Below are 22,467 nucleotides of genomic sequence, written 5' to 3' on the forward strand. Positions count from 1 at the left end.
CCGCAAAAAAAGCCCGGAATTAAACCCGGGCTTTTTAGTTAGGCCTCGGGTAATCCCGCATCATCTGCCCAGCCAAGCTTTTCTCTTAGTAGGACAACCTCCCCAACAATAATCAAGGTGGGAGCTTTCACTTGTTCAGATTCGACAATGGCATTGATAGTCTCAAGGGTACCGGTAAAAACACGCTGACTCGGCGTGGTACCCTGTTGCACAAGAGCTACGGGGGTATTAGCACCGCGCCCATGCTCTATGAGCTTTTCGCAGATCGTTTTCAGACCAACCAGCCCCATATAAAACACCACAGTCTGCTCTTTATGGACCAGCTCGTTCCAGGGCAACTGACAGCTTCCGTTTTTAAGATGTCCCGTTATAAAACGAACTGACTGAGCATAATCACGGTGGGTCAAAGGAATCCCCGCATAACAGGAGCAACCTGTGGCGGCAGTGATACCCGGGACCACCTGAAAAGGAATACCATTCTCTGCCAGCTTATCGATCTCTTCACCACCGCGGCCAAAGATAAAAGGATCGCCACCTTTAAGACGCAAAACACGGCGACCTTCTTTCGCCAGTCTAACCAGAAGATCATTGATCTCCTCTTGAGGCAGGGTGTGCTCTGAGCGAGCCTTACCTACATTGATACGCTCAGCATCTCTACGCGTCATATCAACTACCGCTTCAGAAACCAGCCGATCGTAAAGCACTACGTCGGCTTGCTGCATCAAACGCAAGGCACGAAATGTCAACAGATCAGGGTCTCCCGGCCCGCCCCCCACCAGATAAACTTCACCTGGCTGAGTTTCATCACCCGATTGAGACTGAAGAATTTCCTCCAGACGTTGTTTGGCTTGCTGTTCTTTACCAGAGAAAACCAGCTCGGCGACATCTCCCTGCAAAACAGATTCCCAAAAACCACGACGCTGGTTAATACTGGAAAAACGCTCTTTCACTGCATCACGAAAACCGCCAACTAACGCGCCTAATCGACCATAAGCCGCCGGGATAGTGGACTCAAGGCGTGAGCGGATCAGACGCGCCAACACCGGTGATTTACCTCCGCTGGACACTGCTATCACAATCGGTGAACGGTCGATAATAGCCGGTAAAATAAAGGTGCAAAGCGGTGGATTATCCACCACATTGACGGGCAGATTTATCGCTTTTGCATCTTCGGAAACAGCCAGATTAACATCGTAAACATTGGTCGCGGCGATCACCAGCACCATGCCATCGAGCGCCTCTCGAGAGTACTCGATTTGTTCAAGTGTCACCCTGCTATCTTTGGCCAGCTCATGAATACCAGAACTTAGTTCCGGTGCCACCACATGAATTCTCGCGCCGGCTTTTAGCAGCATGGTCGCCTTCCGGGTGGCGATTTCGCCACCACCAACCACCAGGCAGGGCTTGTCTTTAAGATCAAAATAAAGCGGTAAAAAATCCATAATAACCCTGCATTAGTCACAAAAAGCCAAAACCCGGGGACAACTCCCCGGACGATTATATTTTAGTCACACCGCCCATATAGGGAAGCAGTACTTCCGGGATTTCAATATGGCCATTTTCATCCTGGTAATTTTCAATAATGGCCACCATGGTTCGACCCACAGCCAGGCCAGATCCATTCAAAGTATGAACCAGCTCCGGCTTGCCCGTTTCCGGATTACGCCAGCGAGCCATCATGCGACGAGCCTGGAAATCGGACATGTTACTGCATGAGGAAATCTCACGATATTTTTGTTGACCTGGCAACCAAACCTCAATGTCATAGGTTTTAGCGGCAGAGAAACCCAAATCCCCCCCACAAAGAGTCACGACTCGATAAGGTAGATTCAGCTTCTGAAGAATCGCCTCTGCGTGCCCGGTCAAGGTTTCCAGCATGTCCCAGGAATCCTCTGCACGTACAACATGTACCATTTCCACCTTATCGAACTGATGCTGGCGAATCATTCCACGTACATCACGGCCATAGCTCCCCGCCTCACTGCGAAAACAGGGCGAGTGACACACATAACTAAGCGGCATATCTGAATCATCAACAATACGATCACGCACCACATTAGTGACCGGAACCTCAGCGGTTGGGATCAGATACAGATCGCTCTGGTCCTCACGCTCAATTTTGAACAGGTCTTTCTCGAACTTTGGTAACTGCCCGGTTCCTCGAAGCGAATCCGCATTCACCATATAAGGCACGTAAATTTCTTCGTACCCATGCTCCTCAAGATGAGTATTAATCATGAATTGAGTGATAGCACGATGCAGCCGAGCAATTTTCCCTTTCATTACCGCAAAACGTGCTCCAGACAATTTAGCGGCGGTTTCAAAATCCAGCTCTCCATTAGCTTCGCCCAATGCCACATGGTCCTGAGGATCAAAATCGAAAGCCTTGGGGGTGCCCCAACGGCGCACTTCGATGTTGTCGTCTTCTGTTTCCCCTGCGGGTACAGATTCATGAGGAACATTAGGGACATTCATCAAGATATCGTTCAGCTCATGCTGGATTTGACCCAGCAGCTCTTCCGATACTTTGAGTTCTTCACCAATACGATCCATTTCGGCTTTTAGCGGTGCAATATCACCACCACTGGCCTTGAGTTGGCCGAACTTTTTCGAACCCACCTTGCGTTCATTCTGCAGCTGCTGGGTCTTAATCTGAATCTCTTTACGACGTCCTTCCAGAGCCTGGATACGGCTGACATCGAGTTTATACTGCTTAACAAGCAGTTTTTCAGCGATCTCTTCTGTGCTGCCTCGCACGAGTTTTGCGTCTAGCATTGGTTACCTTGCAATCAGTTAACTGAATAATTTTTCAACAAGCAGGAAGCCAGCCAATGTTGCTATCAAGCACAACACGACACTGGCGAATAGATATCCCACGGCAACGCCTAACTCGCCATTCTGGATCATTCGCAGAGCATCCAGCGAGTAGGTAGAGAACGTTGTAAAGGCACCTAAAAAGCCTGTGATAAGACCACTCTTCCACACTGGTGGCAATTGTAGCCTTTCTACAATTGTAAAATAAGCGATTCCGATCAAGAATGAACCCACAACGTTAACGATCAGGGTTGGCATAGGAAACAGCTTGGAACCGGTCAATTCATAGAGGTTGTACACAGAGAACCGAGCGGCTGCACCTAACGCTCCCCCCATACCGACAAACAGCAGTTGCTGCCACATATCACTCCGCCCCCCTTCGGTGCTCACTGTGTTCATCTAGCTCATGTAAAAAGCGCAATTTTTCGCCAATTTTTCGCTCCAGCCCCCGATCCGTCGGCGTATAGAAACGTTTCTCTGCGATGGATTCAGGCAGATACCTCTCGCCTGCGGCGTAACCATGCTCTTCATCGTGAGCATACCGGTACTCCTGTCCATAACCCAGCTCTTTCATTAATGAAGTCGGTGCATTGCGAAGGTGGTGAGGCACTTCATCCGTTGCCCCGGCAGCCACTTCGGCGCAGGCCGCCTTGAAAGCCGTGTAGACTGCATTACTTTTGGGTGCACAGGCACAATAAACAGCCGCCTGTGCAATTGCACGATTACCCTCAGCCGGCCCCAGGCGCTCAAATGCATCCCAGGCATTAAGGGCTACCTGCATCGCCCTGGGATCTGCGTTACCTATGTCTTCTGATGCAATGGCCAACAAACGACGGGCTACATACAAGGGATCACAGCCACCATCGAGCATACGAGCAAACCAATACAGGGCTCCATCAGGCGATGACCCACGTACCGATTTGTGAAACGCAGAAATCTGGTCATAAAACTGATCCCCGCCCTTATCAAATCGCCGCACCGACTCACCGAGTACCTCAGCAACGATCTCTCGGGTGATCTCTCCCTGGTCTTCAACCAGATCGGAAGCGATCTCAAGCAGATTCAACAAACGCCGAGCATCACCATCGCAGGAGCGACAGACTAATGACAACACAGTGTCATCTATCGAAAGCTGTCGAGTACCCAAGCCGCGCTCAGTATCAGACAACGCAATCGATGCAACCGATTGTAAACTCTCCTCAGCCAGCGGTTTGAGCAAATACACTCGAGCCCGGGAAAGCAATGCATTGTTTAATTCAAAAGAGGGATTTTCCGTTGTAGCCCCGATAAATATCAGGGTACCGTCCTCAACATAGGGCAGAAAAGCATCCTGCTGAGCCTTGTTAAAGCGATGCACTTCATCCACAAGCAAAATGGTTTTCGTTTGCCCTCGATACTGCTGGGCCCGCTCCACAACCGCTCTTATCTCTTTCACTCCGGACAGCACCGCCGAGACCACTTCAAAACGCGCCTTAACATATGCGGAGATAAGGCGGGCCAAGGTCGTCTTGCCAACACCGGGCGGCCCCCAAAACACCATGGAGTGGATAGCCCCTCTCTCAAGGGCTGATCGTAAAGGCCTACCGGCCGCCAATAAGTGATCTTGCCCGAGGTATTCGTCCAGTGTTCGAGGCCGCAGCCGGTCCGCGAGCGGCCGGTACCCCTCTTGCGTGAACAGATCGGGGTCAGACATTAGCGCAGATCTTCGATAATATCGGTACCCTCAGGCACATTCATCTCAAATAGCTCAGCATCTATCGGTATATTGGTTTGAACCGATGAAAAATCTATGCGAGTGCGCGAGCCGAGGGAATCGACCAACTGCATGGCACTAATATGGTCGTTCACAAATTCCAACTCCAGACTTTCAAAGAGAGAATCTGGAGCTCGTGGCTGAAGTTGAAAACGAGTAACTTCACCGTCTTGAGCCAGAGCCTTTACTGAAAAGTCACGCTCGATGGCTTCGCTGTTACCACTGAGAATCAAGGCAGGTGTCGTCCCCGCTCTGGGATCGAGGGATTGTACAGTAAGCTGTTCCAGATCCGGATCGTAAATTGACACCGTTTTGCCATCGGATATCACCAACTGGGGAAAAGGTGTCGCCACCTGCCAGCGAAACCGATCTGGTCGCTCAACAACTAACTGCCCCTGGGATTCCTGCACACGAGCACCGCTGGCGTCCATCGTCAGCTGTTCGAATTGAGCATTAATACTCGTAGCTTTAGCCAGCAGACTATTGAGATCATCGATATCGGCGGCCGCCACAAAAGCAGACCAGGAGCTCATCAGCACTATCAGTAACAGACGCATTAGGTTTGCATACCTCATCGTTAATTAGTCTCTTGGTGGGGGTGGTGCCAACACTTCACGGCTACCGTTAGACCCCATGGCACTGACCACACCAGCCATTTCCATACTTTCGATCAAGCGAGCTGCTCGGTTATAACCAATCTTGTATTTACGTTGCACCGAAGAGATCGATGCCCGTCGCGTTTCAGTGACAAACGCAACGGCCTGATCATAGAGCACATCGACATCTTCTGCGTCTCCTCCCCCCCCCAGGCTGACATCGCCCTCGGTAGGAGCGCCATTAAGAATCTCATCGACAAAGTCAGGCTCCCCACGTTTTTTCCAGTCATCAACAACGCGATGAACTTCCTCATCCGAAACGAACGCACCATGAACCCGAATGGGGACACCACTGCCTGGCGGTAAGTAGAGCATGTCGCCGTGCCCCAGCAACTGCTCTGCACCGCCCTGATCCAAAATGGTGCGGGAGTCAATCTTGGATGACACCTGAAACGCAATACGTGTCGGCACGTTGGCCTTGATCAACCCAGTGATCACATCTACCGACGGGCGCTGGGTTGCAAGAATAAGGTGAATACCGGCAGCCCGGGCTTTCTGCGCGATACGAGCAATCAGCTCCTCAACTTTCTTACCGACAATCATTATCATATCGGCAAATTCATCGACCACTACGACAATAAAGGGCAAGGTTTCAAGGTTGGGAGGAACATCGCTTTCGCCAAGCGGCTCATACAGAGGATCAGTTAGCGGTTCACCGGCTTTTTCAGCGTCTTTTATCTTGCGATTGAAGCCAGCAACATTCCTTACTCCCATGGCCGCCATCAGTTTATAACGACGCTCCATCTCAGCCACACACCAGCGCAACGCGTTAGCGGCATCTTTCATGTCCGTAACCACTGGCGATAACAAATGCGGAATGCCGTCATAAATAGACAGCTCCAGCATTTTTGGATCAACCATAATCAAGCGCACTTCATCCGGATTGGCTTTTAACAACATGCTCAAAATCATGGCATTCACACCAACCGACTTACCCGACCCCGTGGTACCGGCAACCAGAAGGTGCGGCATCTTGGCCAGGTTTACGACCACCGGATCACCGGCAATATCGTGCCCCAAGGCCAAGCTCAGAGGTGAAACTGCATCATCATAAGCTGAAGAGCCTACCACCTCAGAAAAATACACGGTATTGCGGTCTTCGTTGGGGATTTCAATACCCACCACTGACTTTCCGGGAATCACCTCAACTACTCGCACACTAATAACCGCCAGCGATCTCGCAAGATCTTTGGCCAGATTGGTTATTTTGCTGACCTTGACACCCGCTGCCGGTTGGATTTCAAAGCGTGTAATGACCGGCCCCGGATGCACCGCAACCACCTCGGCAATAACGCCAAAGTCTTTCAGTTTAATCTCCAGCAGCTTGGACATCCCCTCCAGAGATTCAGCAGAATAGCCATGTACGGCGCTCTTATCGGCTTGATCAAGTAATGCCAGCGGGGGTAAATCGCCTTTTACAGGCTCATCAAACAGGCTGGTTTGCCGCTCTTTCACCACCCGCTTGCTGGTTTCGACTTTTTTAACGGGGGTGGCAATTTTGACCGGTGGCCGCGCCTTTTGCTTCTTCACTTCCTGGGCAATAACCACTTTTCGTTCTTGCTTAACCTTCTCAATCGCCTTGACTTCGCGCCGAGCAGAAAAACGCTTTTTCCAATCCAGAACAAGGTTTTGCAACACTTCAAATAAACGCACGGTTAACCGACCTGTGCGGTCCATCAGCTTTATCCAGGAAAGGTCTGTAAAGACCGTCACGCCGATCAGGAAGAAACTCACCAACACCAGCGTCAAGCCGGGACGCCCGAGATTATCCGTTGCACCGTTTGCCACAATGTCGCCTAGAATGCCGCCCGCAGACTCGGGTAAAGCGCTATTGATCGAAGTGAAGTGCAGAGTGGCTAACGCAGCGCCGGATACCAGAGTCAGAATTAATCCTGTGGTTCTCAGCGCCAGCAAGGAGGGTTTCCAACGGAATGGATTGTGTCGCCCGCGGAACAACTGCCAGGCTTTCACACAGAGAATCAACGGAAAAAGATAAGCAAAAATACCGAACAGGGAAAACAACAGGTCGGAGAACCAGGCGCCACTCCTACCAGCCGCGTTATGGATCTCACCATGGCTGACCGCACTCGACCACCCAGGATCGTTGCTATGGTACGTGCTTAATGCCATGAGCATGTAAAAACAAAGCGCCACCAAGAGGATCAGCCCCCCCTCTCGCAAGCGCAAGGAAAATTGCTGACCTAATGTGGTTGTTGAAGCTGGCTTCGCTGCCTTGGAGTTTTTCAAATCCGCTATCCTGAAACGTCCGCGTACTTATCATATCGAAAACACTGGTTCCGACCGTTCACCTATTGTACTCACTTGGCCCACTATCGACTATAACCTTCGGTATTTAAACGAATTTTTTGCATATTCTGTGCGCTGCTCGATAACCGATTGAACCCCTTTAACAGCTTACGTATCATAACCGCCCCAGCAGCACTGTGCTGCCCCAGATTTTCTACATAGGATTCCTCCATGAACGAGACCAAACACGCACGGCTGATCATCCTGGGCGCAGGCCCAGCCGGCTACACTGCCGCCGTTTATGCTGCTCGAGCGAACCTCAACCCGGTACTGATTACCGGAATTCAGCCTGGCGGACAGCTCACCACAACGACCGAAGTAGACAACTGGCCTTCTGGAGCTGAAGGACTGCAGGGCCCAGAATTGATGGAGCGAATGCGCGAGCACGCAGAGCGCTTCGATACCGAGATCGTCTACGATCATATCAACGCGGCCAACTTGAACGAACGCCCCTTCAAACTAACTGGCGACAGCGGCGAATACAGCTGCGATGCGTTAATCATTGCAACAGGCGCCTCAGCCCTCTATCTGGGACTGCCATCCGAAGAAGCTTTTATGGGCAAAGGCGTTAGCGCTTGTGCCACCTGCGACGGTTTTTTCTACAAAAACCAGAAAGTAGCCGTTGTCGGCGGCGGTAATACAGCGGTTGAAGAGGCTTTGTACCTGTCTAATATCGCTTCCGAGGTTACCCTCATCCACCGTCGTGACAAACTTCGCTCCGAGAAGATCCTGCAGGATAAACTGCTGGAGAAAGCTGAAAACGGCAATATTCGGCTTGAATGGAATCATACCCTAGAAGAAGTTCTGGGCGATGACAGCGGCGTTACCGGTGCCCGCATCAAGAGCACCGAAAGCGGTGAAACCAAAGACCTGGATGTCGCAGGCGTATTTATCGCCATTGGTCACAAGCCCAACACCGACCTTTTCGAAGGGCAACTCGAGATGAAAGACGGCTTTCTCAAGGTGAACAGCGGAACCGAAGGCAACGCGACACAAACAACGATTCCAGGCGTGTTTGCCGCTGGAGACGTCGCTGATCACATCTATCGCCAGGCGATCACATCCTCCGGTACCGGCTGCATGGCTGCCCTGGATGCCGAACGTTTCCTGGACGACGAATAAGTCATCATCCATGCCTCTGCTGCCCTGGCTTGATGAACACAAGGTCATCTTTCCATCGCCCGACGAATCCCTGACGGAACCCAACGGGCTTCTGGCAGCAGGGGGCAACCTAACAACAGAAACCCTTCTAGACGCCTACAGCAAAGGAATATTTCCCTGGTTTAGTCAGGGCGAACCCATTCTATGGTGGTCCCCCGATCCCAGGTTAATACTCAAACCCCACGAATTACATATCTCACGCTCACTGCGTAAAACATTGCGCAAAAACGTCTACAAAGTGACCATGGATCAGGCCTTTGCAAGAGTGATGCAGGAGTGTGCAGCACCAAGAAGCTACACTGAACAAACATGGATAACGCCTGAGATGCTCGACGCTTACTGCGAGCTTCACCGACACGGACATGCCCACTCGGTGGAATGTTGGCAGCAAGACCTCTTGGTGGGTGGACTCTACGGTGTTGCCATGGGCAAAGCTTTCTTTGGAGAATCTATGTTCAGCCTGGCCAACGACGCCTCAAAAGTGGCTCTGGTTCACCTGTGCGGACAACTTGCCCAGCAAGGGTTTGAGCTGGTCGACTGCCAGGTGGAAAGCCCGCATTTGGCGTCATTAGGTGCATACAACCTGCCCAGAGATGAATTCCTGCTTCAACTCCAGCCCCTGATCAGCGACACTGAAGCAACACCAAAGCCTTCAGGCTGGCAATTGAACTGGCAATACGACGGATAAACCCATGTCCGACCTAAAGGAATTGCGCTTTTACACAACCCCGGCTCATGATTGCAGCTACCTTAGCGAGCAACAGGCAACTACGCTTTTTCTCGACCCGGAAGAGCGTATTGACCACTCACTCTACAGCCAGTTATCCAACTTTGGCTTCCGCCGAAGCGGCAAACACCTTTACCGACCTCACTGCGGTCAATGCCAAGCCTGCATACCCATTCGAATTCCAGCCGCACGCGCGATCCCTAGCAAAAGTCAGAAACGAGTGCTCCAGCGAAACCGGCACCTGAAATATAAAATGCGCCCCGCCAGCTTCGAGCCGCAGCACTACCAGCTCTACGAACGCTATATCAATAGTCGTCACGGCGACGGCGATATGTCCCCTCCAACCCAGGAACAATACGAATCTTTCCTGACCAGTAGCTGGGAGTTTTGCCACCTCTACGAATTTTTTGATGATGAAAAGTTGGTAGCCGTTTCAATTACTGACCGCCTGACCGACGGGCTTTCAGCGATCTATACCTACTTTGACCCCGACTACGCGCGCAATAGCCTGGGCAGTTACTGCATATTGAAACAGATTGAATTTTGCCGAGACCTCGACCTTCCCTATCTATACCTCGGGTATTGGATAAAGCAGTGCCAGAAAATGAGCTACAAAGGCAAATACCGGCCACTGGAACTCCTCATTGACAACCAATGGATGGAACTTCGCTAAGCTTCTACAAGCATGGCTCGCAACCCTTTGATTTCGGGTGTCAATTAAGGCATCATACGCGCCAGATTTTAATGCCGACTCCTGAACAGCGAGTCCTGAATCAACAGCTTGAGGAATATGCCGAATGGCAAAAGAAGACTCTATTGAAATGGAAGGCACTGTCATCGACACGCTTCCCAACACCATGTTCCGCGTTGAGCTGGAAAATGGCCACGTGGTCACCGCGCACATTTCAGGAAAAATGCGTAAAAACTACATTCGAATTTTGACCGGCGACAAAGTACGCGTTGAATTGACTCCTTACGACTTATCCAAAGGACGCATCACTTACCGCGCCCGCTAAGCGCATACACTCTTTTTAGCAAATAGAGTGAAAAAGCCGCTGCTATGCAGCGGCTTCGGCTTTCAAGGCCAACTTCCCATCTTCAATGGTTACGTGAACGGTACCACCGGACGTTGCCAGATCCCCGAACAGAATCTCCTCAGCCAAGGGCCGCTTGATACTGTCCTGGATGATTCGCGCCATCGGTCTCGCACCCATCAGCTTGTCATAACCCTGTTCGGCTAACCAGTTGCGCGCCAACTCATCGACATCCAAAAGCACCTTCTTATCATCCAGCTGCGCCTGCAATTCGATAAGAAACTTATCAACAACACGTTTGATGCTTTCCGTAGATAGCGCTCCAAATTGAATAATGCCGTCGAGTCGATTCCTGAATTCCGGGGTGAACAGCTTCTTGATAGCCTCCATACCATCACTGGTATGATCCTGCTCTGTAAAACCGATCGAGCTACGGGAAATAGTCTCCGCCCCGGCATTGGTTGTCATAATGATGATAACATTGCGAAAGTCCGCCTTACGCCCATTGTTATCGGTCAGGGTGCCGTGATCCATCACCTGCAAAAGCAGGTTGAAGACTTCTGGATGCGCTTTTTCAATCTCATCAAGCAGCAACACCGAGTGAGGGTTTTTATTAATCGCCTCCGTTAGCAAGCCACCCTGATCAAATCCAACATAGCCTGGTGGCGCTCCAATCAATCTTGATACGGTATGGCGTTCCATATACTCGGACATATCAAACCGAATCAACTCGATACCCAAACCTTCAGAAAGCTGCCGGCTGACTTCGGTTTTACCAACCCCGGTTGGACCAGAGAAGAGGAAGGAACCAACGGGCTTCTCCGGAGCTTTGAGCCCTGCTCTCGACAGCTTGATAGCTGTAGCGAGGGAGGAAATCGCCTCGTCCTGACCAAAGACAACCAACTTTAAATTACGCTCGAGGGTCTCCAAAATCTCCTTATCGGACGAAGAAACACTCTTGGGTGGAATACGCGCAATCTTGGCAACAATCGACTCAACCTCTTCAACACCAATCGTTTTACGGCGCCTGGACTCAGGCTGCAAACGCTGGAAAGCACCAGCCTCATCGATTACATCAATCGCTTTATCAGGCATATGACGATCATTGATATAACGATCGGCCAGCTCCGCTGCGACCTGCAAAGCCGCATTCTTGTATTTGATCTGGTGATGCTCTTCAAACCGGCTCTTCAACCCTTTCAGAATATCGACAGTGTCCTGAACCGACGGTTCGTTGACATCAACTTTTTGAAAGCGACGAGCCAGCGCCCGATCTTTTTCAAAAATGCCACGAAACTCCTGAAAGGTCGTTGAACCAATGCAGCGAATATTTCCTGTGGTCAGCAAGGGCTTCAGCAGATTAGAAGCATCCATCACCCCACCAGATGCTGCGCCGGCACCGATAATGGTATGAATCTCATCAATAAACAAAATGGCATGATCACGTTTAGCAAGCTCGCCCAGAAGTTGCTTGAAACGCTTTTCGAAATCACCGCGATATTTAGTACCTGCCAACAACGCCCCGAGATCAAGAGAAAACACCGTCGCTTCCGATAGAATCTCAGGCACTTCACCATCAACAATTCGCTTTGCCAAACCTTCCGCAACGGCAGTTTTACCTACCCCGGCCTCACCAACCAACAGGGGGTTGTTTTTGCGACGGCGAATTAGAATCTGGGAGACTCGCTCCAGCTCCATATCACGACCAACAAGCGGGTCTATTTTACCCTGCTGCGCCAGTTCGTTGAGATTTGTAGCAAAATTCTCAAGAGGGTTGGTACCTGCTTCCTGGGTAGCATCCTCTTCAACGCTTTCGTGGTGATCTGCATCACCATGCTCGTGCGTTCCCTGCACTCGAGATATGCCGTGCGCAATATAATTGACCACATCGATGCGCGCAATGCTTTGTTGTTTAAGGAAATATACAGCCTGGCTTTCCTGTTCGCTAAAGATGGCAACCAGTACGTTGGCGCCGGTGACCTCACGCTTACCGGAGCTCTGAACATGAAAAACCGCCCGCTGAAGTACCCGCTGAAAGCCCAAAGTGGGCTGCGTTTCGCGTTCATCATCGGTACTGGGAATAAGCGGCGTGGTTGAATCAACAAATTCAGTAAGATCCCTCCGTAAGCGCTCCATATCGGCGCCACAAGCATTCAAAACATTCAGCGCCGCCTGGTTATCCAGCAGCGCTAACAGCAGATGTTCCACTGTCATAAATTCGTGGCGCTTCATGCGCGCATCTTTGAACGCTAAGTTGAGGGTTACTTCCAACTCTTTATTCAGCATTAGTCAGGCTTCCTGAGTAGTTATTCCCGTTCGATCTTACATTGCAGCGGATGTTGGCACTCTCTAGAGTATTGATTCACTTGCTCCGCTTTAGTTTCCGCAATATCTCGCGTAAAGATTCCACAGACTCCTTTACCCTCAGTATGAACCGTCAACATGACTTGAGTCGCCTTCTCACGATTCATGTTAAAGAAGATCTCCAGTACTTCGACTACAAAATCCATCGGTGTGTAGTCATCATTCATGAGGACAACCCTGTACAGTGGTGGTGGCTTCAGTTTTGGCTTGGCTGGCGCTACCGCCAAATTGCCATCACCTTCCTGACCATCCTCATTGTCTAATGTTAGACGAACATCAAAAACTTTACCCATTGCGTAACATCCCGCAAAAATCAGTCAAAAATGGCTTAATCAGCAATAATACAGCGACTCCGTTACCATTGGCAGCCCCTCTTCTTGACAGAATCGATCACTTGTTAAACACTTGGGTGTGATTCCACATTTTGTGGAGCCATGGGTTCGCTTTTTTATATGGAGTCGAGAGCGAGCAAAATAGGGAAATATGGCCTGACAAACCAACAAGCAGAGGGACTTATAGAATGCCTATTGGTAAAGTAAAGTGGTTTAACAATGCCAAAGGGTATGGTTTTATTTTGCCGGAGGGTAGCGACGAAGATCTCTTCGTTCATTACTCATCCATCCAGATGGATGGTTACAAGACCCTGAAGGCCGGTCAGGATGTTAATTTCGATATCCTGCAAGGTCCAAAAGGTCTTCACGCCATAAACATCACCGCCACGGAACCGGCAGCCAGCGAACCTACAACCGAGCAAACCATTAGCAGCCAGGAAGAGGTTCTATCTAGCGAGACTTGATATTGCTGATACTCCGATTTCAAAGAGGCCCTTGGGTCTCTTTGTCACGATAGATCCTTTTCGATGAGCTGCCGATCACTTCCAGCGTTCTTTAGCTCCCTGGTCGCTTACCCGCGCATCGAGCCAGCGTGCGCTATCTTCTGCGTGCTCTTTCTTCCAGAAAGGCGCATCGGTTTTAAGAAAATCCATAATAAATTCACAAGCTGAAAAGGCATCACCCCGGTGTTTACTGGTAACGCCGACAAAAACGATCTGATCCTCCACCGCGAGGCGACCGACGCGATGAATCACCGTCGCATCCATCACCTGCCAACGCTCAGCAGCTTGCTCCAGAATAGTATTCAGCGTCTTCTCCACCATGGCCGGATAACACTCAAGCTCAAGTGCTGAAACCCCTGCATCCAGGTTAAGGTCACGCACCACACCGGTAAATGTGACAATGGCACCTACCGAACTATTACCCTGACGAAGCAAGTCAACTTCCTCTTGCAGGCTAAAGTCCTCCTGCTGAACAACAACCTTCATCATGCGCCCCCCGCCGCCTGCCAATGCCCGGATTTACCACCAGACTTTTCCAACAAACGGGTATTTTCAATATTGATGCCCTTATCTACAGCCTTGCACATATCGTAGATGGTCAGCGCAGCGACGGACGCGGCCGTTAGCGCTTCCATTTCCACCCCGGTTCTTCCAGCTAACTTGCAAAGCGCCTGGACACGAATTCGTTTTTGTTCCGGGTAAAGCTCAAATTCGACTTTCACCTTGGTCAAGGCCAGTGGATGACAAAGCGGAATCAATTCGGAGCAGCGTTTAGCCGCCTGAATGCCGGCAATACGAGCCGTCGCTAACACGTCACCCTTTTCTATTTCCCCACCGGTGATCAAGTCGAAGGTTTCCTGATTGAGCGCCACCCAGGATTCAGCAACAGCAACCCGCTGCGTAATCTGTTTTTCGGTAACATCGACCATATGGGCGTGGCCCTGGTCATCCAGATGGGTAAAACGTTGCTGACTCATTAATTCTCATCCATTGCTTGATAAAGGTGGGGACACGCCAAAATGAATGCTAGTTTTACACCTTTACAGTCTGGCTATCAAACGCCCGATAAAAGACAAGCATCTTACGCTGCCCTGCAATTTCGACAGAGGATTGGATGGAATGGAATGGCCCCCGCACATCACCGTAGCTGCCATCATTGAAGACGACGGTAAGTTTTTATTTGTGGAAGAAGAAGATCAAGGGAAGCCGGTCATCAATCAGCCGGCAGGCCACCTGGAACCTGGGGAAACATTTATTGAGGCCACACTCAGGGAAGTGCTCGAAGAAACCTGTTGGGAAGTCAGCATAGAATTTCTGGTCGGCATCTATGTGTATGAGTCCCCTCACAACCAGACAATCTATCATCGTTATTGTTACTGTGGACATCCAGTGAGGCATCGAACAGATGCCGTTCGAGACACCGATATCACAGGCGTTCACTGGCTATCATTCGACTCATTGCTGCAGCCCGATCGGCGCTTACGCAGCCCGCTCGTCAAGCGATGCCTGGACGATTATCTGAACGGAACATGCTATCCATTGGCACTTATAAAAGAGCATGGGTAAAATAGCCGCCCCATCCCCTCCCACAGTATTTTGCAGGTGCTATGAGCAGTAACGCGAACACCAAGGTTATCGTTGGCATGTCCGGCGGCGTCGATTCATCCGTTTCCGCCCTGCTGCTACAGCAGCAAGGCTATCAGGTTGAAGGCCTGTTTATGAAAAACTGGGATGAAGATGACGGCACCGAATACTGCACCGCAAAAGAGGATCTTAAGGATGCTCAAACAGTCTGCGACAAACTCGGCATCAAACTGCACAGCGCCAACTTCGCCGCCGAATACTGGGACAACGTATTTGAACACTTTCTCGAGGAATATCGCGCGGGCCGTACACCCAACCCCGATATCCTTTGTAACCGTGAGATCAAATTCAAGGCATTCCTTGACTATGCCTTGCTGCTGGGTGCCGATGCCATTGCCACCGGCCATTACGTAAGGCGCCGTGACCGTGAAGGATACAGCGAGCTCATCAAGGGAGTCGATAACAACAAGGATCAAAGCTACTTTCTGCACGCTGTAGGTTCCGAGCAGATCGCCAAAACCCTGTTTCCCGTTGGCGAATTGGAAAAACCCCGAGTGCGCGAGATCGCTGAAGCCCACGATCTCGTAACTCACAACAAGAAAGATAGCACCGGCATCTGCTTTATCGGGGAGAGGCGCTTCAAAGATTTCCTCAAGCAGTACATTCCTGCCCAGCCAGGCAATATTGAAACCCCGGAGGGTGAAGTCATCGGTCAGCACAGCGGGCTAATGTACCATACGCTCGGGCAACGCCAGGGACTGGGCATTGGCGGCCTCAAAGAGGCCGGTGAAGCCCCTTGGTATGTGGTCGACAAAGACCTTGGACGCAACGTTTTAATCGCTGCTCAGGGTAACCAGCACCCACTTCTATTCTCGGACTCACTGAGCCTGAGCGAAATCCACTGGATCAGCGGCCAGGCTCCGGTACTACCGACCAAACTTAAAGCCAAGGTGCGCTACCGCCAGGCCGATCAGGACTGCATCCTTCTGCCAACTACTGAAGACAGCTTCAAAGTTGAGTTCGATGCCCCCCAACGCGCCGTCACTCCGGGCCAGTCCATTGTCTTCTACGACGGTGATTGCTGCTTGGGTGGCGGCGTTATTGAACACCGTGATCAATCCATTCGAGTTTTATCCTCAGCGAGCAAGGAATAACCCCCGACTATGGCACACAGCTTTGAAGAACAGGTTCTCTCTTTGGCTGGCATTTTTCAGGCCGCCGTATTGGTTGAAAAAATTGCTCGTACCGGCAATGCACCCGAAGACAGCTTTGAATGCACCCTGGCCAGCATCCTGATAACAAACCCAGGTTCCGTTGAGGATGTTTATCAGGGGCGACACGGACTCTACCTTGGCCTGACTCATCTCAAGCATGTGCTAGAAAGAGATCGAAAATCGATGACAGGAGATGCCATTCGTTATGTTCTCACGCTAATGCAGCTCGAGAAAAAGCTTTCTAAAAACAACGAGATGCTTGCCACTCTTGGTAATCGACTTGAGCAAATAGAACAGCAAAGAAAACACTTCGATGTCACTCACGAGAACATCGTTGGTGCCTTGGCATCTCTGTATCAGGACACCCTGAGCACGTTCTCCAGCCGCATCCATGTCACCGGTGACGTGCGCCATTTGCAAAGCACCGATAACGCTCAGCGTATTCGTGCCTGCCTGCTGGGCGGCATTCGATCTACCATGCTCTGGCGCCAGGTCGGCGGTTATCGCTGGCAGTTAATTCTTGGACGCAAGAAGATGCTCGACTGCGTGAACCACCTTTTACGCCCCTGAAAAGCCCACAACTTTTGTGTATTATGCGCCCCGCCAATCAACTCTAATTCCGGAACAGAAACATGCAACTTTCATCTATCACAGCCGTCTCCCCAATTGATGGCCGCTATGGAAATAAAACTGATAGCCTGCGCCCTATCTTCAGCGAGTTTGGCCTGATTCGTTTCCGGGTTATTGTTGAAGTACGCTGGTTACAATGCCTGGCTGAACACCCTCAAATCTCTGAAGTCCCCCCTTTGAGCCCCGAAGCCAATGCCCTGCTCGACCGTATCGCCGATCAATTCAGTGAAGCCGACGCCGCGCGCATTAAAGAGATCGAAAGCACCACCAATCATGATGTCAAAGCCGTCGAATACTTTATCAAAGAGCAGCTCGCCGATAACCTGGAGCTGAACCAGATCTCCGAATTTGTCCACTTCGCCTGCACCTCGGAAGATATCAACAACCTGTCGCATGCATTGATGCTCGCCGAAGGCCGTGACCAATGCCTGTTACCCCAAATGGAACAGGTCATTGATGCCATCAAAAATCTGGCCTTGACACTGGCCGAGCAACCCATGCTGTCGCGCACTCACGGCCAAACGGCTTCTCCGACGACGGTCGGTAAAGAGATGGCCAATGTCGCGGCTCGCCTGCAACGCCAACTCGCTCAGATATCCTCGATCACGCCTATGGGCAAGATCAACGGCGCCGTCGGTAACTACAACGCCCACCTCTCGGCTTACCCTGAAGTGGATTGGCAAGCCAACGCCCAGCAGTTCGTGCAGAGTCTCGGTCTCGAGTGGAACCCCTACACCACTCAAATTGAACCTCATGATTATATCGCTGAACTTTACGATGCCATTGCCCGCTTCAATACTATTTTGATCGACTTCGATCGTGACGTCTGGGGCTACATTTCCCAGGGTTACTTCAAGCAGAAGACCATCGCCGGGGAAGTAGGTTCCTCTACCATGCCCCACAAGGTAAACCCGATCGATTTTGAAAACTCCGAAGGTAACCTGGGCATTGCCAACGCCATCATGCAACACCTGGCCAGCAAACTGCCGATTTCCCGCTGGCAGCGTGACCTTACGGACTCCACCGTATTGCGCAATCTGGGCGTGGGACTTGGGCATAGCTTGATCGCCTATCAAGCCACCCTGAAAGGCATCAGCAAGCTGGAAGTCAATGCGGCGCGACTGGACACGGATCTGGATAATTCATGGGAGGTGTTGGCAGAACCGATCCAGACGGTGATGCGCCGTTATGGTATCGAGCAGCCCTATGAAAAGCTCAAGGCCCTGACTCGCGGCCAAACCATCAACCAGCAAACTCTGGCAGTCTTTATCGACAGCCTTGAACTGCCGGAAGAGGTTAAGCAACAACTCAAGACCCTGACACCCGCCAACTACATTGGCAATGCCATCGCTCAGGCCCGCAATATTTAACGATTGCTCGCTATTAATCCGGGCACTATAGGCTAGTGCCCGGTTTCGTTAGTCACTCTGCGCCTGATACCATGGCCCGGAAGCAACCGCTGCACCGGAGATTCTGTGACCACACACCCTTTCTTAGGTAATGTCTCCCCTAAGCACTTCCTCAACGAATACTGGCAAAAAAAGCCGCTCCTGATCCGTCAGGCCATACCCGGTTTTGGTAGTCATTTGCCCCCTGAAGAGCTGGCAGGTTTGGCCCTGGAAGAGGAGGTGGAATCCCGTTTAGTTGTCCAGTCTGGAGATAAAGACTGGCAGCTGTTCAAAGGCCCATTTGATGAACAGCGTTTCGCACAGCTGCCGCAAAACCGCTGGAGCCTTTTGATACAAGGTGCCGATCAGTGGTTGGATGAAGTGAATACGTTGCTGCGTAGCATCGACTTTATTCCCAGTTGGCGCGTCGATGACGTTATGATCAGCTACGCCACCGACCAAGGCAGTGTTGGCCCTCATTACGACAACTACGATGTCTTCCTGTTACAGGCCGAAGGAACACGCAGCTGGCAACTGGGGCAATGGTGCGATCACACAACGCCCCTTCTACCCCACCCACAACTCAAACTGCTACAAGAGTTTCTTCCCAGCCAGGAATACGTACTGGAACCGGGCGATATGCTCTACGTACCAACCCGACTGGCCCACCACGGAGTTTCACGGGGAGATAGCATCAGCTACTCTCTTGGCTTTCGCGCCCCCGCAACGGCCGACCTGTTGAGCCGCTTTTGCGATGAGCTTTGCAGTCAACTGCCTGCAGAGAATCGATACCAGGATTCAGACCTCGAGCTGCCTTCTGCTAGTGGCGAAATCGATCAAAAAGCATTGACCAGAGTACGGCAGCTGTTGCTGGATACGCTCGATAATCCCGAGTTGCTGCGAGACTTTTTCGGTCGGTACGTTACCGAACCCAAGTTTGATGAACCACCACAGCCCGAAGCGGTTGATATGCTGGCCGAACATGCCTGTGTTCAGCTCACCCCGGGACATCGACTCGCCTTCACGCAAACCTCAGAAACACTGGAACTGTTTGCCGATGGCGTCAGGATCGTTACCAATAGGTCCTTTTTTGCACTTTGCCAACAGGTAGCCAGCGGCTTTCCCTTCACCGGGCCATTTAATCGTGATCAACAGGAGTTACTGACAAAACTCCTGGCTCTCGGTACCATCGAATTAATTGACTGATCGATAGCACGACAGAGCTTCTATGCAACCTGCTCCCCGCTTCTACATTGTGCAACTGACATGGCCCGAAGCCGAAGCACAGGCCATGGAACTTCGGCTCGACATATTCCATCAGGAACAGGGCATCGATCGCCAACTGATGACCGATGAACAGGACGCAGATGCCTTACACTTCCTTCTCTACGACGAAGGACACGCAAAGCCTGTGGCAACCGCAAGGATGCTCACCGACGGTCGAATTGGCCGTGTAGCAACGCTAAAACCCTTCAGGGGCCAAGGGTTTGGCAAAAGCATGATGAGCTACATGCACGACATAGCAGCCCAACGGGGCATCGATAACACCCAGCTTCATGCCCAACATACCAGCATCGATTTTTACCAGCAGCTCGGCTATATCGCTCGGGGAGATACTTTCGAGGAAGCCGGCATTCCCCATCAGGCAATGACCAGGGCAGTTGACCAGCTGGACCGTCCCATAGAATTCACGGCGGATCATGCGGGCCCACGCGCGGTGGTAAAAGCCCCATCGCCGGATAATTACAACCCCAAAGCAGAACGCCCTGCCGACAGCCCCATAGAAACCAGTGCCAAACTGGGTTTTACCGGTGCTTTACCCCTACTGCGCTCTTCCTCAGAGATCATCGATCATATAGCCGCATTAATAGCCCAGGCAGACCAGAAAGTTTTTATTTACGCCCCAACCCTGATTCCGCAGCTATTTGCCGACCCTAAGGTATTACAAGCAATCTCCAAAAGCGCCCGCCGCAATCCGCTTAGCCAGGTTCAGCTGCTGATCAACGATCCGGAACCTCTGATAAAACAGCACCACCCCCTTCTTCAACTGCAACAACGAATCAATAGTCTGATCACCCTGCGCTGCACAGTGCCCAGCTACCCAGTGGACAGCCTGGGCCTGATATTGGCCGACACTGCGGGCTGGCTGGAGTTAACGGATGACAATCCATTAACCTTACGTGGAAACTTCAACGATACACCGAGGGTCAAACAGTGGCAGGAACGAATAAAACATGCCTGGAATCACTCCATAGTCCCCCTGGATATAAGGCAGATGTCATTATGAAACGCTGGCTGCTGAGCTTAATGCTGCTCTTTCCATCCCTGCCCTTAATGGCGGAAATGAAAACCTATGCTGTTGATACCAGGCATCAACTGGCGTCAGAACTGGTTCCGACCCTGCGCGAAATCGTTTCCCCGGGCGGCACGGTAACCTCCTTTAACAACACCCTGATTATCAAAACGACACCCGATAACTTTGATCAACTGGAATCACTGATCAATCAGCTCGACAGCCCAATACGCCAACTGATGATCAGCGTCACCCAGGATGAAAGAACCGCCCGAAACAACCGCCGAATCCGGGTCGACGGATCTATCAGCGCCGGTGATACAGAGATTTCGGTAGGCGACAAGGACAAAGACCAGATTACCATCGATTACGGCACTCGCTCACGAGAAGGCAAAGGCACCCAGAGCGTCCGTGCAATGGAGGGGCAACCCGCGTTTATCTATATTGGCGAGCAGTTTCCTGTCCGCAGCAGCAACGGCTGGAGCACTAGCACCACCTATAAATCAGCAGTAAGGGGGTTCTACGTGACGGTGCACGTCAGAGACAACATCGCCAGCGTTAGCTTGGAAGCCACGAATGACCGATTGCAATCCAACAACAGCAAAATCGTTAACACCCGCGGCACCGCCACCCGTGTCCAGGTTCAACTCGGTGAATGGGCACCAATCGGCGGGCTGGATGAATCCAGTCAACAAAACAACCAACAAATCAATGCTCGAAGCTCAAGCACCCTTAATCGAAGCGGTGGTTTTTATTTGAAGGTCGACGAGATTTAAGCCTGCCCGCCTACCACGACGCTACGTCTATGCCTCCGGGCAATCAAAAGCAACGCCGGTATGTTCATCAACACTCCGTAAACAAGCGGCGTCATCGCCAGCTCGGGCCGCTGCAACATCACTGCAGCGACAAAGATCGCCGTACCGGCATTTTGAATGCCAACCTCAACGGCAAAGGTCGGCCCTAAAGCCGGATGATCACGCCAATAACGACTGACGCAATAGCCCAACAACATTCCCATCAAGCACAACAAGAGAGCCGCCAACGCGGCCAAAGACCAAAGAGCCGCCACCACATGCTGATTCGCCAACACAATAACCACCACCGTTGCCACTAACGCGGTAAACGCAGACCGCTGCATCCAGGGAAGAATTCGTACGACGACTCGCCGGCCCAAATGCCTGAGCAACATACCGATAACAACCGGCACCACAGTTACGACGGTCAACTGCAGAACAGCTGTTTTGTAAGGCAACTGAAGCTCAACACCAGCCAGCACGACGGGAAGCAACAAAGGCATGCTCAGGGGCACAATCAGACTGGTCATTCCAGTAAGGGTGATGGACAGCGCGGCATCACCCCCACACATCTGACTGATTGCATTCGAAGTTGCCCCGCCCGGAGACAACGCCAACAACCACAAACCCACCGCCACAATACCTTGCAGATCCATCAGGTAAATCAGGCTTAATGCCAGCAAAGGCAGGCCAGCAAGCTGAAGCACAAGGCCGGTAACAACCTGCCCGGGAGTAACCAGTACCCGACGAAAATCGGCCGGTGTTAATGCCAAACCGACACAAAACATAATCCAGCCAAGAGCTATCGGTAAAATGATAGTCATTGCGATCTGTGACAAAAGGCATTCCTTGCAATATTCAATAACAGGGACAAACGCCGACATTCAAAACGCCGGCAAGGATTTACTCTATC

The 22,467-nt window shown here is 51.4% G+C and carries 23 protein-coding genes; 12 read left to right on the forward strand and 11 right to left on the reverse strand.

From position 1 onward, the window contains the following. Positions 1–38: 38 nt before the first annotated feature. From cysG to MIB40_RS04410, 6 genes are read right to left on the reverse strand one after another with little or no spacing between them, the layout of a single operon-like run. Positions 39–1,442, reverse strand: coding sequence for a siroheme synthase CysG (gene cysG / locus MIB40_RS04385; RefSeq protein ID WP_249691250.1), 1,404 nt, complete (start codon positions 1,440–1,442; stop codon positions 39–41). Between the two features lie 55 nt (positions 1,443–1,497). Next, a complete protein-coding gene (gene serS, locus MIB40_RS04390) occupies positions 1,498–2,775 on the reverse strand; it encodes a serine--tRNA ligase (RefSeq protein WP_249691252.1) in 1,278 nt (425 codons plus the stop codon). A gap of 18 nt (positions 2,776–2,793) precedes the next feature. After that, positions 2,794–3,177: a fluoride efflux transporter CrcB gene (gene crcB / locus MIB40_RS04395; protein WP_249691254.1), complete on the reverse strand. Its 384-nt coding sequence runs from the start codon at positions 3,175–3,177 to the stop codon at positions 2,794–2,796. Between the two features lies 1 nt (position 3,178). Beyond that, positions 3,179–4,507 (reverse strand): replication-associated recombination protein A, encoded by a 1,329-nt coding sequence (locus tag MIB40_RS04400; RefSeq protein ID WP_249691255.1) that lies wholly within the window; start codon positions 4,505–4,507, stop codon positions 3,179–3,181. Next, entirely contained in the window at positions 4,507–5,142 is a 636-nt protein-coding gene (gene lolA, locus MIB40_RS04405; RefSeq protein WP_249691257.1) for an outer membrane lipoprotein chaperone LolA, read from the reverse strand. Before lolA ends, MIB40_RS04400 begins: the two co-directional genes overlap by 1 nt. Before the next feature lie 6 nt (positions 5,143–5,148). Beyond that, complete coding sequence (locus tag MIB40_RS04410) at positions 5,149–7,470, reverse strand: DNA translocase FtsK (RefSeq protein WP_406566436.1); 2,322 nt, start codon at positions 7,468–7,470, stop codon at positions 5,149–5,151. 231 nt (positions 7,471–7,701) lie between these two features. Between MIB40_RS04410 and trxB the strand changes: the two genes are divergently transcribed. From trxB to infA, 4 genes are all read left to right on the forward strand, one after another. Next, on the forward strand, positions 7,702–8,652 hold the full coding sequence (gene trxB / locus MIB40_RS04415) for a thioredoxin-disulfide reductase (RefSeq protein ID WP_249691259.1): 951 nt from the start codon (positions 7,702–7,704) through the stop codon (positions 8,650–8,652). Beyond that, complete coding sequence (gene aat, locus MIB40_RS04420; RefSeq protein ID WP_249691261.1) at positions 8,624–9,379, forward strand: leucyl/phenylalanyl-tRNA--protein transferase; 756 nt, start codon at positions 8,624–8,626, stop codon at positions 9,377–9,379. Before trxB ends, aat begins: the two co-directional genes overlap by 29 nt. Positions 9,380–9,383: 4 nt before the next feature. Continuing rightward, positions 9,384–10,091 carry an arginyltransferase gene (locus MIB40_RS04425; protein WP_249691263.1) on the forward strand — a complete coding sequence of 236 codons (708 nt, stop codon included), beginning with the start codon at positions 9,384–9,386 and terminating at the stop codon, positions 10,089–10,091. 124 nt (positions 10,092–10,215) lie between these two features. Beyond that, positions 10,216–10,434, forward strand: coding sequence for a translation initiation factor IF-1 (infA, locus tag MIB40_RS04430; protein ID WP_027706826.1), 219 nt, complete (start codon positions 10,216–10,218; stop codon positions 10,432–10,434). A 42-nt stretch (positions 10,435–10,476) separates the two neighbouring features. On the opposite strand, the gene clpA is transcribed toward infA, so the two are convergent. After that, positions 10,477–12,738, reverse strand: a complete 2,262-nt coding sequence (gene clpA / locus MIB40_RS04435; protein ID WP_249691265.1) for an ATP-dependent Clp protease ATP-binding subunit ClpA — start codon at positions 12,736–12,738, stop codon at positions 10,477–10,479. Between the two features lie 20 nt (positions 12,739–12,758). Continuing rightward, positions 12,759–13,109: an ATP-dependent Clp protease adapter ClpS gene (clpS, locus tag MIB40_RS04440; protein ID WP_249691267.1), complete on the reverse strand. Its 351-nt coding sequence runs from the start codon at positions 13,107–13,109 to the stop codon at positions 12,759–12,761. Between the two features lie 227 nt (positions 13,110–13,336). On the opposite strand from clpS, the gene cspD reads away from it, so the two are divergent. After that, complete coding sequence (cspD, locus tag MIB40_RS04445) at positions 13,337–13,612, forward strand: cold shock domain-containing protein CspD (protein ID WP_249691269.1); 276 nt, start codon at positions 13,337–13,339, stop codon at positions 13,610–13,612. A gap of 75 nt (positions 13,613–13,687) precedes the next feature. On the opposite strand, the gene moaE is transcribed toward cspD, so the two are convergent. After that, positions 13,688–14,140 carry a molybdopterin synthase catalytic subunit MoaE gene (moaE, locus tag MIB40_RS04450; protein WP_249691272.1) on the reverse strand — a complete coding sequence of 151 codons (453 nt, stop codon included), beginning with the start codon at positions 14,138–14,140 and terminating at the stop codon, positions 13,688–13,690. Continuing rightward, on the reverse strand, positions 14,137–14,628 hold the full coding sequence (gene moaC, locus MIB40_RS04455; RefSeq protein ID WP_249691273.1) for a cyclic pyranopterin monophosphate synthase MoaC: 492 nt from the start codon (positions 14,626–14,628) through the stop codon (positions 14,137–14,139). Before moaC ends, moaE begins: the two co-directional genes overlap by 4 nt. Positions 14,629–14,770: 142 nt before the next feature. Between moaC and MIB40_RS04460 the strand changes: the two genes are divergently transcribed. From MIB40_RS04460 to MIB40_RS04490, 7 genes are all read left to right on the forward strand, one after another. After that, the gene (locus tag MIB40_RS04460; protein WP_249691275.1) at positions 14,771–15,217 is read left to right on the forward strand and encodes an NUDIX hydrolase; all 447 of its coding nucleotides are present in this window, start codon (positions 14,771–14,773) and stop codon (positions 15,215–15,217) included. Positions 15,218–15,258: 41 nt separating this feature from the next. Then, complete coding sequence (gene mnmA, locus MIB40_RS04465) at positions 15,259–16,389, forward strand: tRNA 2-thiouridine(34) synthase MnmA (RefSeq protein WP_249691277.1); 1,131 nt, start codon at positions 15,259–15,261, stop codon at positions 16,387–16,389. A 9-nt stretch (positions 16,390–16,398) separates the two neighbouring features. Beyond that, the gene (gene hflD / locus MIB40_RS04470) at positions 16,399–17,019 is read left to right on the forward strand and encodes a high frequency lysogenization protein HflD (RefSeq protein WP_249691280.1); all 621 of its coding nucleotides are present in this window, start codon (positions 16,399–16,401) and stop codon (positions 17,017–17,019) included. Between the two features lie 62 nt (positions 17,020–17,081). Next, positions 17,082–18,449, forward strand: a complete 1,368-nt coding sequence (purB, locus tag MIB40_RS04475) for an adenylosuccinate lyase (RefSeq protein WP_249691282.1) — start codon at positions 17,082–17,084, stop codon at positions 18,447–18,449. A gap of 105 nt (positions 18,450–18,554) precedes the next feature. After that, positions 18,555–19,673: a cupin domain-containing protein gene (locus tag MIB40_RS04480; RefSeq protein ID WP_249691284.1), complete on the forward strand. Its 1,119-nt coding sequence runs from the start codon at positions 18,555–18,557 to the stop codon at positions 19,671–19,673. A 22-nt stretch (positions 19,674–19,695) separates the two neighbouring features. Next, entirely contained in the window at positions 19,696–20,754 is a 1,059-nt protein-coding gene (locus tag MIB40_RS04485; RefSeq protein WP_249691286.1) for a GNAT family N-acetyltransferase, read from the forward strand. Then, complete coding sequence (locus MIB40_RS04490) at positions 20,751–21,536, forward strand: secretin N-terminal domain-containing protein (RefSeq protein WP_249691288.1); 786 nt, start codon at positions 20,751–20,753, stop codon at positions 21,534–21,536. The genes MIB40_RS04485 and MIB40_RS04490 overlap by 4 nt, the downstream gene beginning before the upstream one ends. Here MIB40_RS04490 and MIB40_RS04495 read toward each other — a convergent pair. Beyond that, the gene (locus MIB40_RS04495; RefSeq protein WP_249691291.1) at positions 21,533–22,393 is read right to left on the reverse strand and encodes a bile acid:sodium symporter family protein; all 861 of its coding nucleotides are present in this window, start codon (positions 22,391–22,393) and stop codon (positions 21,533–21,535) included. The genes MIB40_RS04490 and MIB40_RS04495 overlap by 4 nt on opposite strands. Positions 22,394–22,467 lie beyond the last annotated feature (74 nt).

Origin of the sequence: Aestuariirhabdus haliotis, from assembly GCF_023509475.1 — a bacterium.
GTDB classification, from domain to species: Bacteria; Pseudomonadota; Gammaproteobacteria; order Pseudomonadales; family Aestuariirhabdaceae; genus Aestuariirhabdus; species Aestuariirhabdus haliotis.

What these genes read in the sequence shown, in the direction of transcription:
- purB (WP_249691282.1), top strand. Translation starts at nt 17,082, where the DNA reads ATGCAACTTTCATCTATCACAGCCGTCTCCCCAATTGATGGCCGCTAT.
- cysG (WP_249691250.1), bottom strand. Translation starts at nt 1,442, where the DNA reads ATGGATTTTTTACCGCTTTATTTTGATCTTAAAGACAAGCCCTGCCTG.
- infA (WP_027706826.1), top strand. Translation starts at nt 10,216, where the DNA reads ATGGCAAAAGAAGACTCTATTGAAATGGAAGGCACTGTCATCGACACG.
- MIB40_RS04425 (WP_249691263.1), top strand. Translation starts at nt 9,384, where the DNA reads ATGTCCGACCTAAAGGAATTGCGCTTTTACACAACCCCGGCTCATGAT.
- serS (WP_249691252.1), bottom strand. Translation starts at nt 2,775, where the DNA reads ATGCTAGACGCAAAACTCGTGCGAGGCAGCACAGAAGAGATCGCTGAA.
- lolA (WP_249691257.1), bottom strand. Translation starts at nt 5,142, where the DNA reads ATGAGGTATGCAAACCTAATGCGTCTGTTACTGATAGTGCTGATGAGC.
- aat (WP_249691261.1), top strand. Translation starts at nt 8,624, where the DNA reads ATGCCGAACGTTTCCTGGACGACGAATAAGTCATCATCCATGCCTCTG.
- MIB40_RS04400 (WP_249691255.1), bottom strand. Translation starts at nt 4,507, where the DNA reads ATGTCTGACCCCGATCTGTTCACGCAAGAGGGGTACCGGCCGCTCGCG.
- hflD (WP_249691280.1), top strand. Translation starts at nt 16,399, where the DNA reads ATGGCACACAGCTTTGAAGAACAGGTTCTCTCTTTGGCTGGCATTTTT.
- clpA (WP_249691265.1), bottom strand. Translation starts at nt 12,738, where the DNA reads ATGCTGAATAAAGAGTTGGAAGTAACCCTCAACTTAGCGTTCAAAGAT.
- MIB40_RS04460 (WP_249691275.1), top strand. Translation starts at nt 14,771, where the DNA reads ATGGAATGGCCCCCGCACATCACCGTAGCTGCCATCATTGAAGACGAC.
- trxB (WP_249691259.1), top strand. Translation starts at nt 7,702, where the DNA reads ATGAACGAGACCAAACACGCACGGCTGATCATCCTGGGCGCAGGCCCA.
- MIB40_RS04485 (WP_249691286.1), top strand. Translation starts at nt 19,696, where the DNA reads ATGCAACCTGCTCCCCGCTTCTACATTGTGCAACTGACATGGCCCGAA.
- mnmA (WP_249691277.1), top strand. Translation starts at nt 15,259, where the DNA reads ATGAGCAGTAACGCGAACACCAAGGTTATCGTTGGCATGTCCGGCGGC.
- moaE (WP_249691272.1), bottom strand. Translation starts at nt 14,140, where the DNA reads ATGATGAAGGTTGTTGTTCAGCAGGAGGACTTTAGCCTGCAAGAGGAA.
- moaC (WP_249691273.1), bottom strand. Translation starts at nt 14,628, where the DNA reads ATGAGTCAGCAACGTTTTACCCATCTGGATGACCAGGGCCACGCCCAT.
- clpS (WP_249691267.1), bottom strand. Translation starts at nt 13,109, where the DNA reads ATGGGTAAAGTTTTTGATGTTCGTCTAACATTAGACAATGAGGATGGT.
- crcB (WP_249691254.1), bottom strand. Translation starts at nt 3,177, where the DNA reads ATGTGGCAGCAACTGCTGTTTGTCGGTATGGGGGGAGCGTTAGGTGCA.
- cspD (WP_249691269.1), top strand. Translation starts at nt 13,337, where the DNA reads ATGCCTATTGGTAAAGTAAAGTGGTTTAACAATGCCAAAGGGTATGGT.
- MIB40_RS04490 (WP_249691288.1), top strand. Translation starts at nt 20,751, where the DNA reads ATGAAACGCTGGCTGCTGAGCTTAATGCTGCTCTTTCCATCCCTGCCC.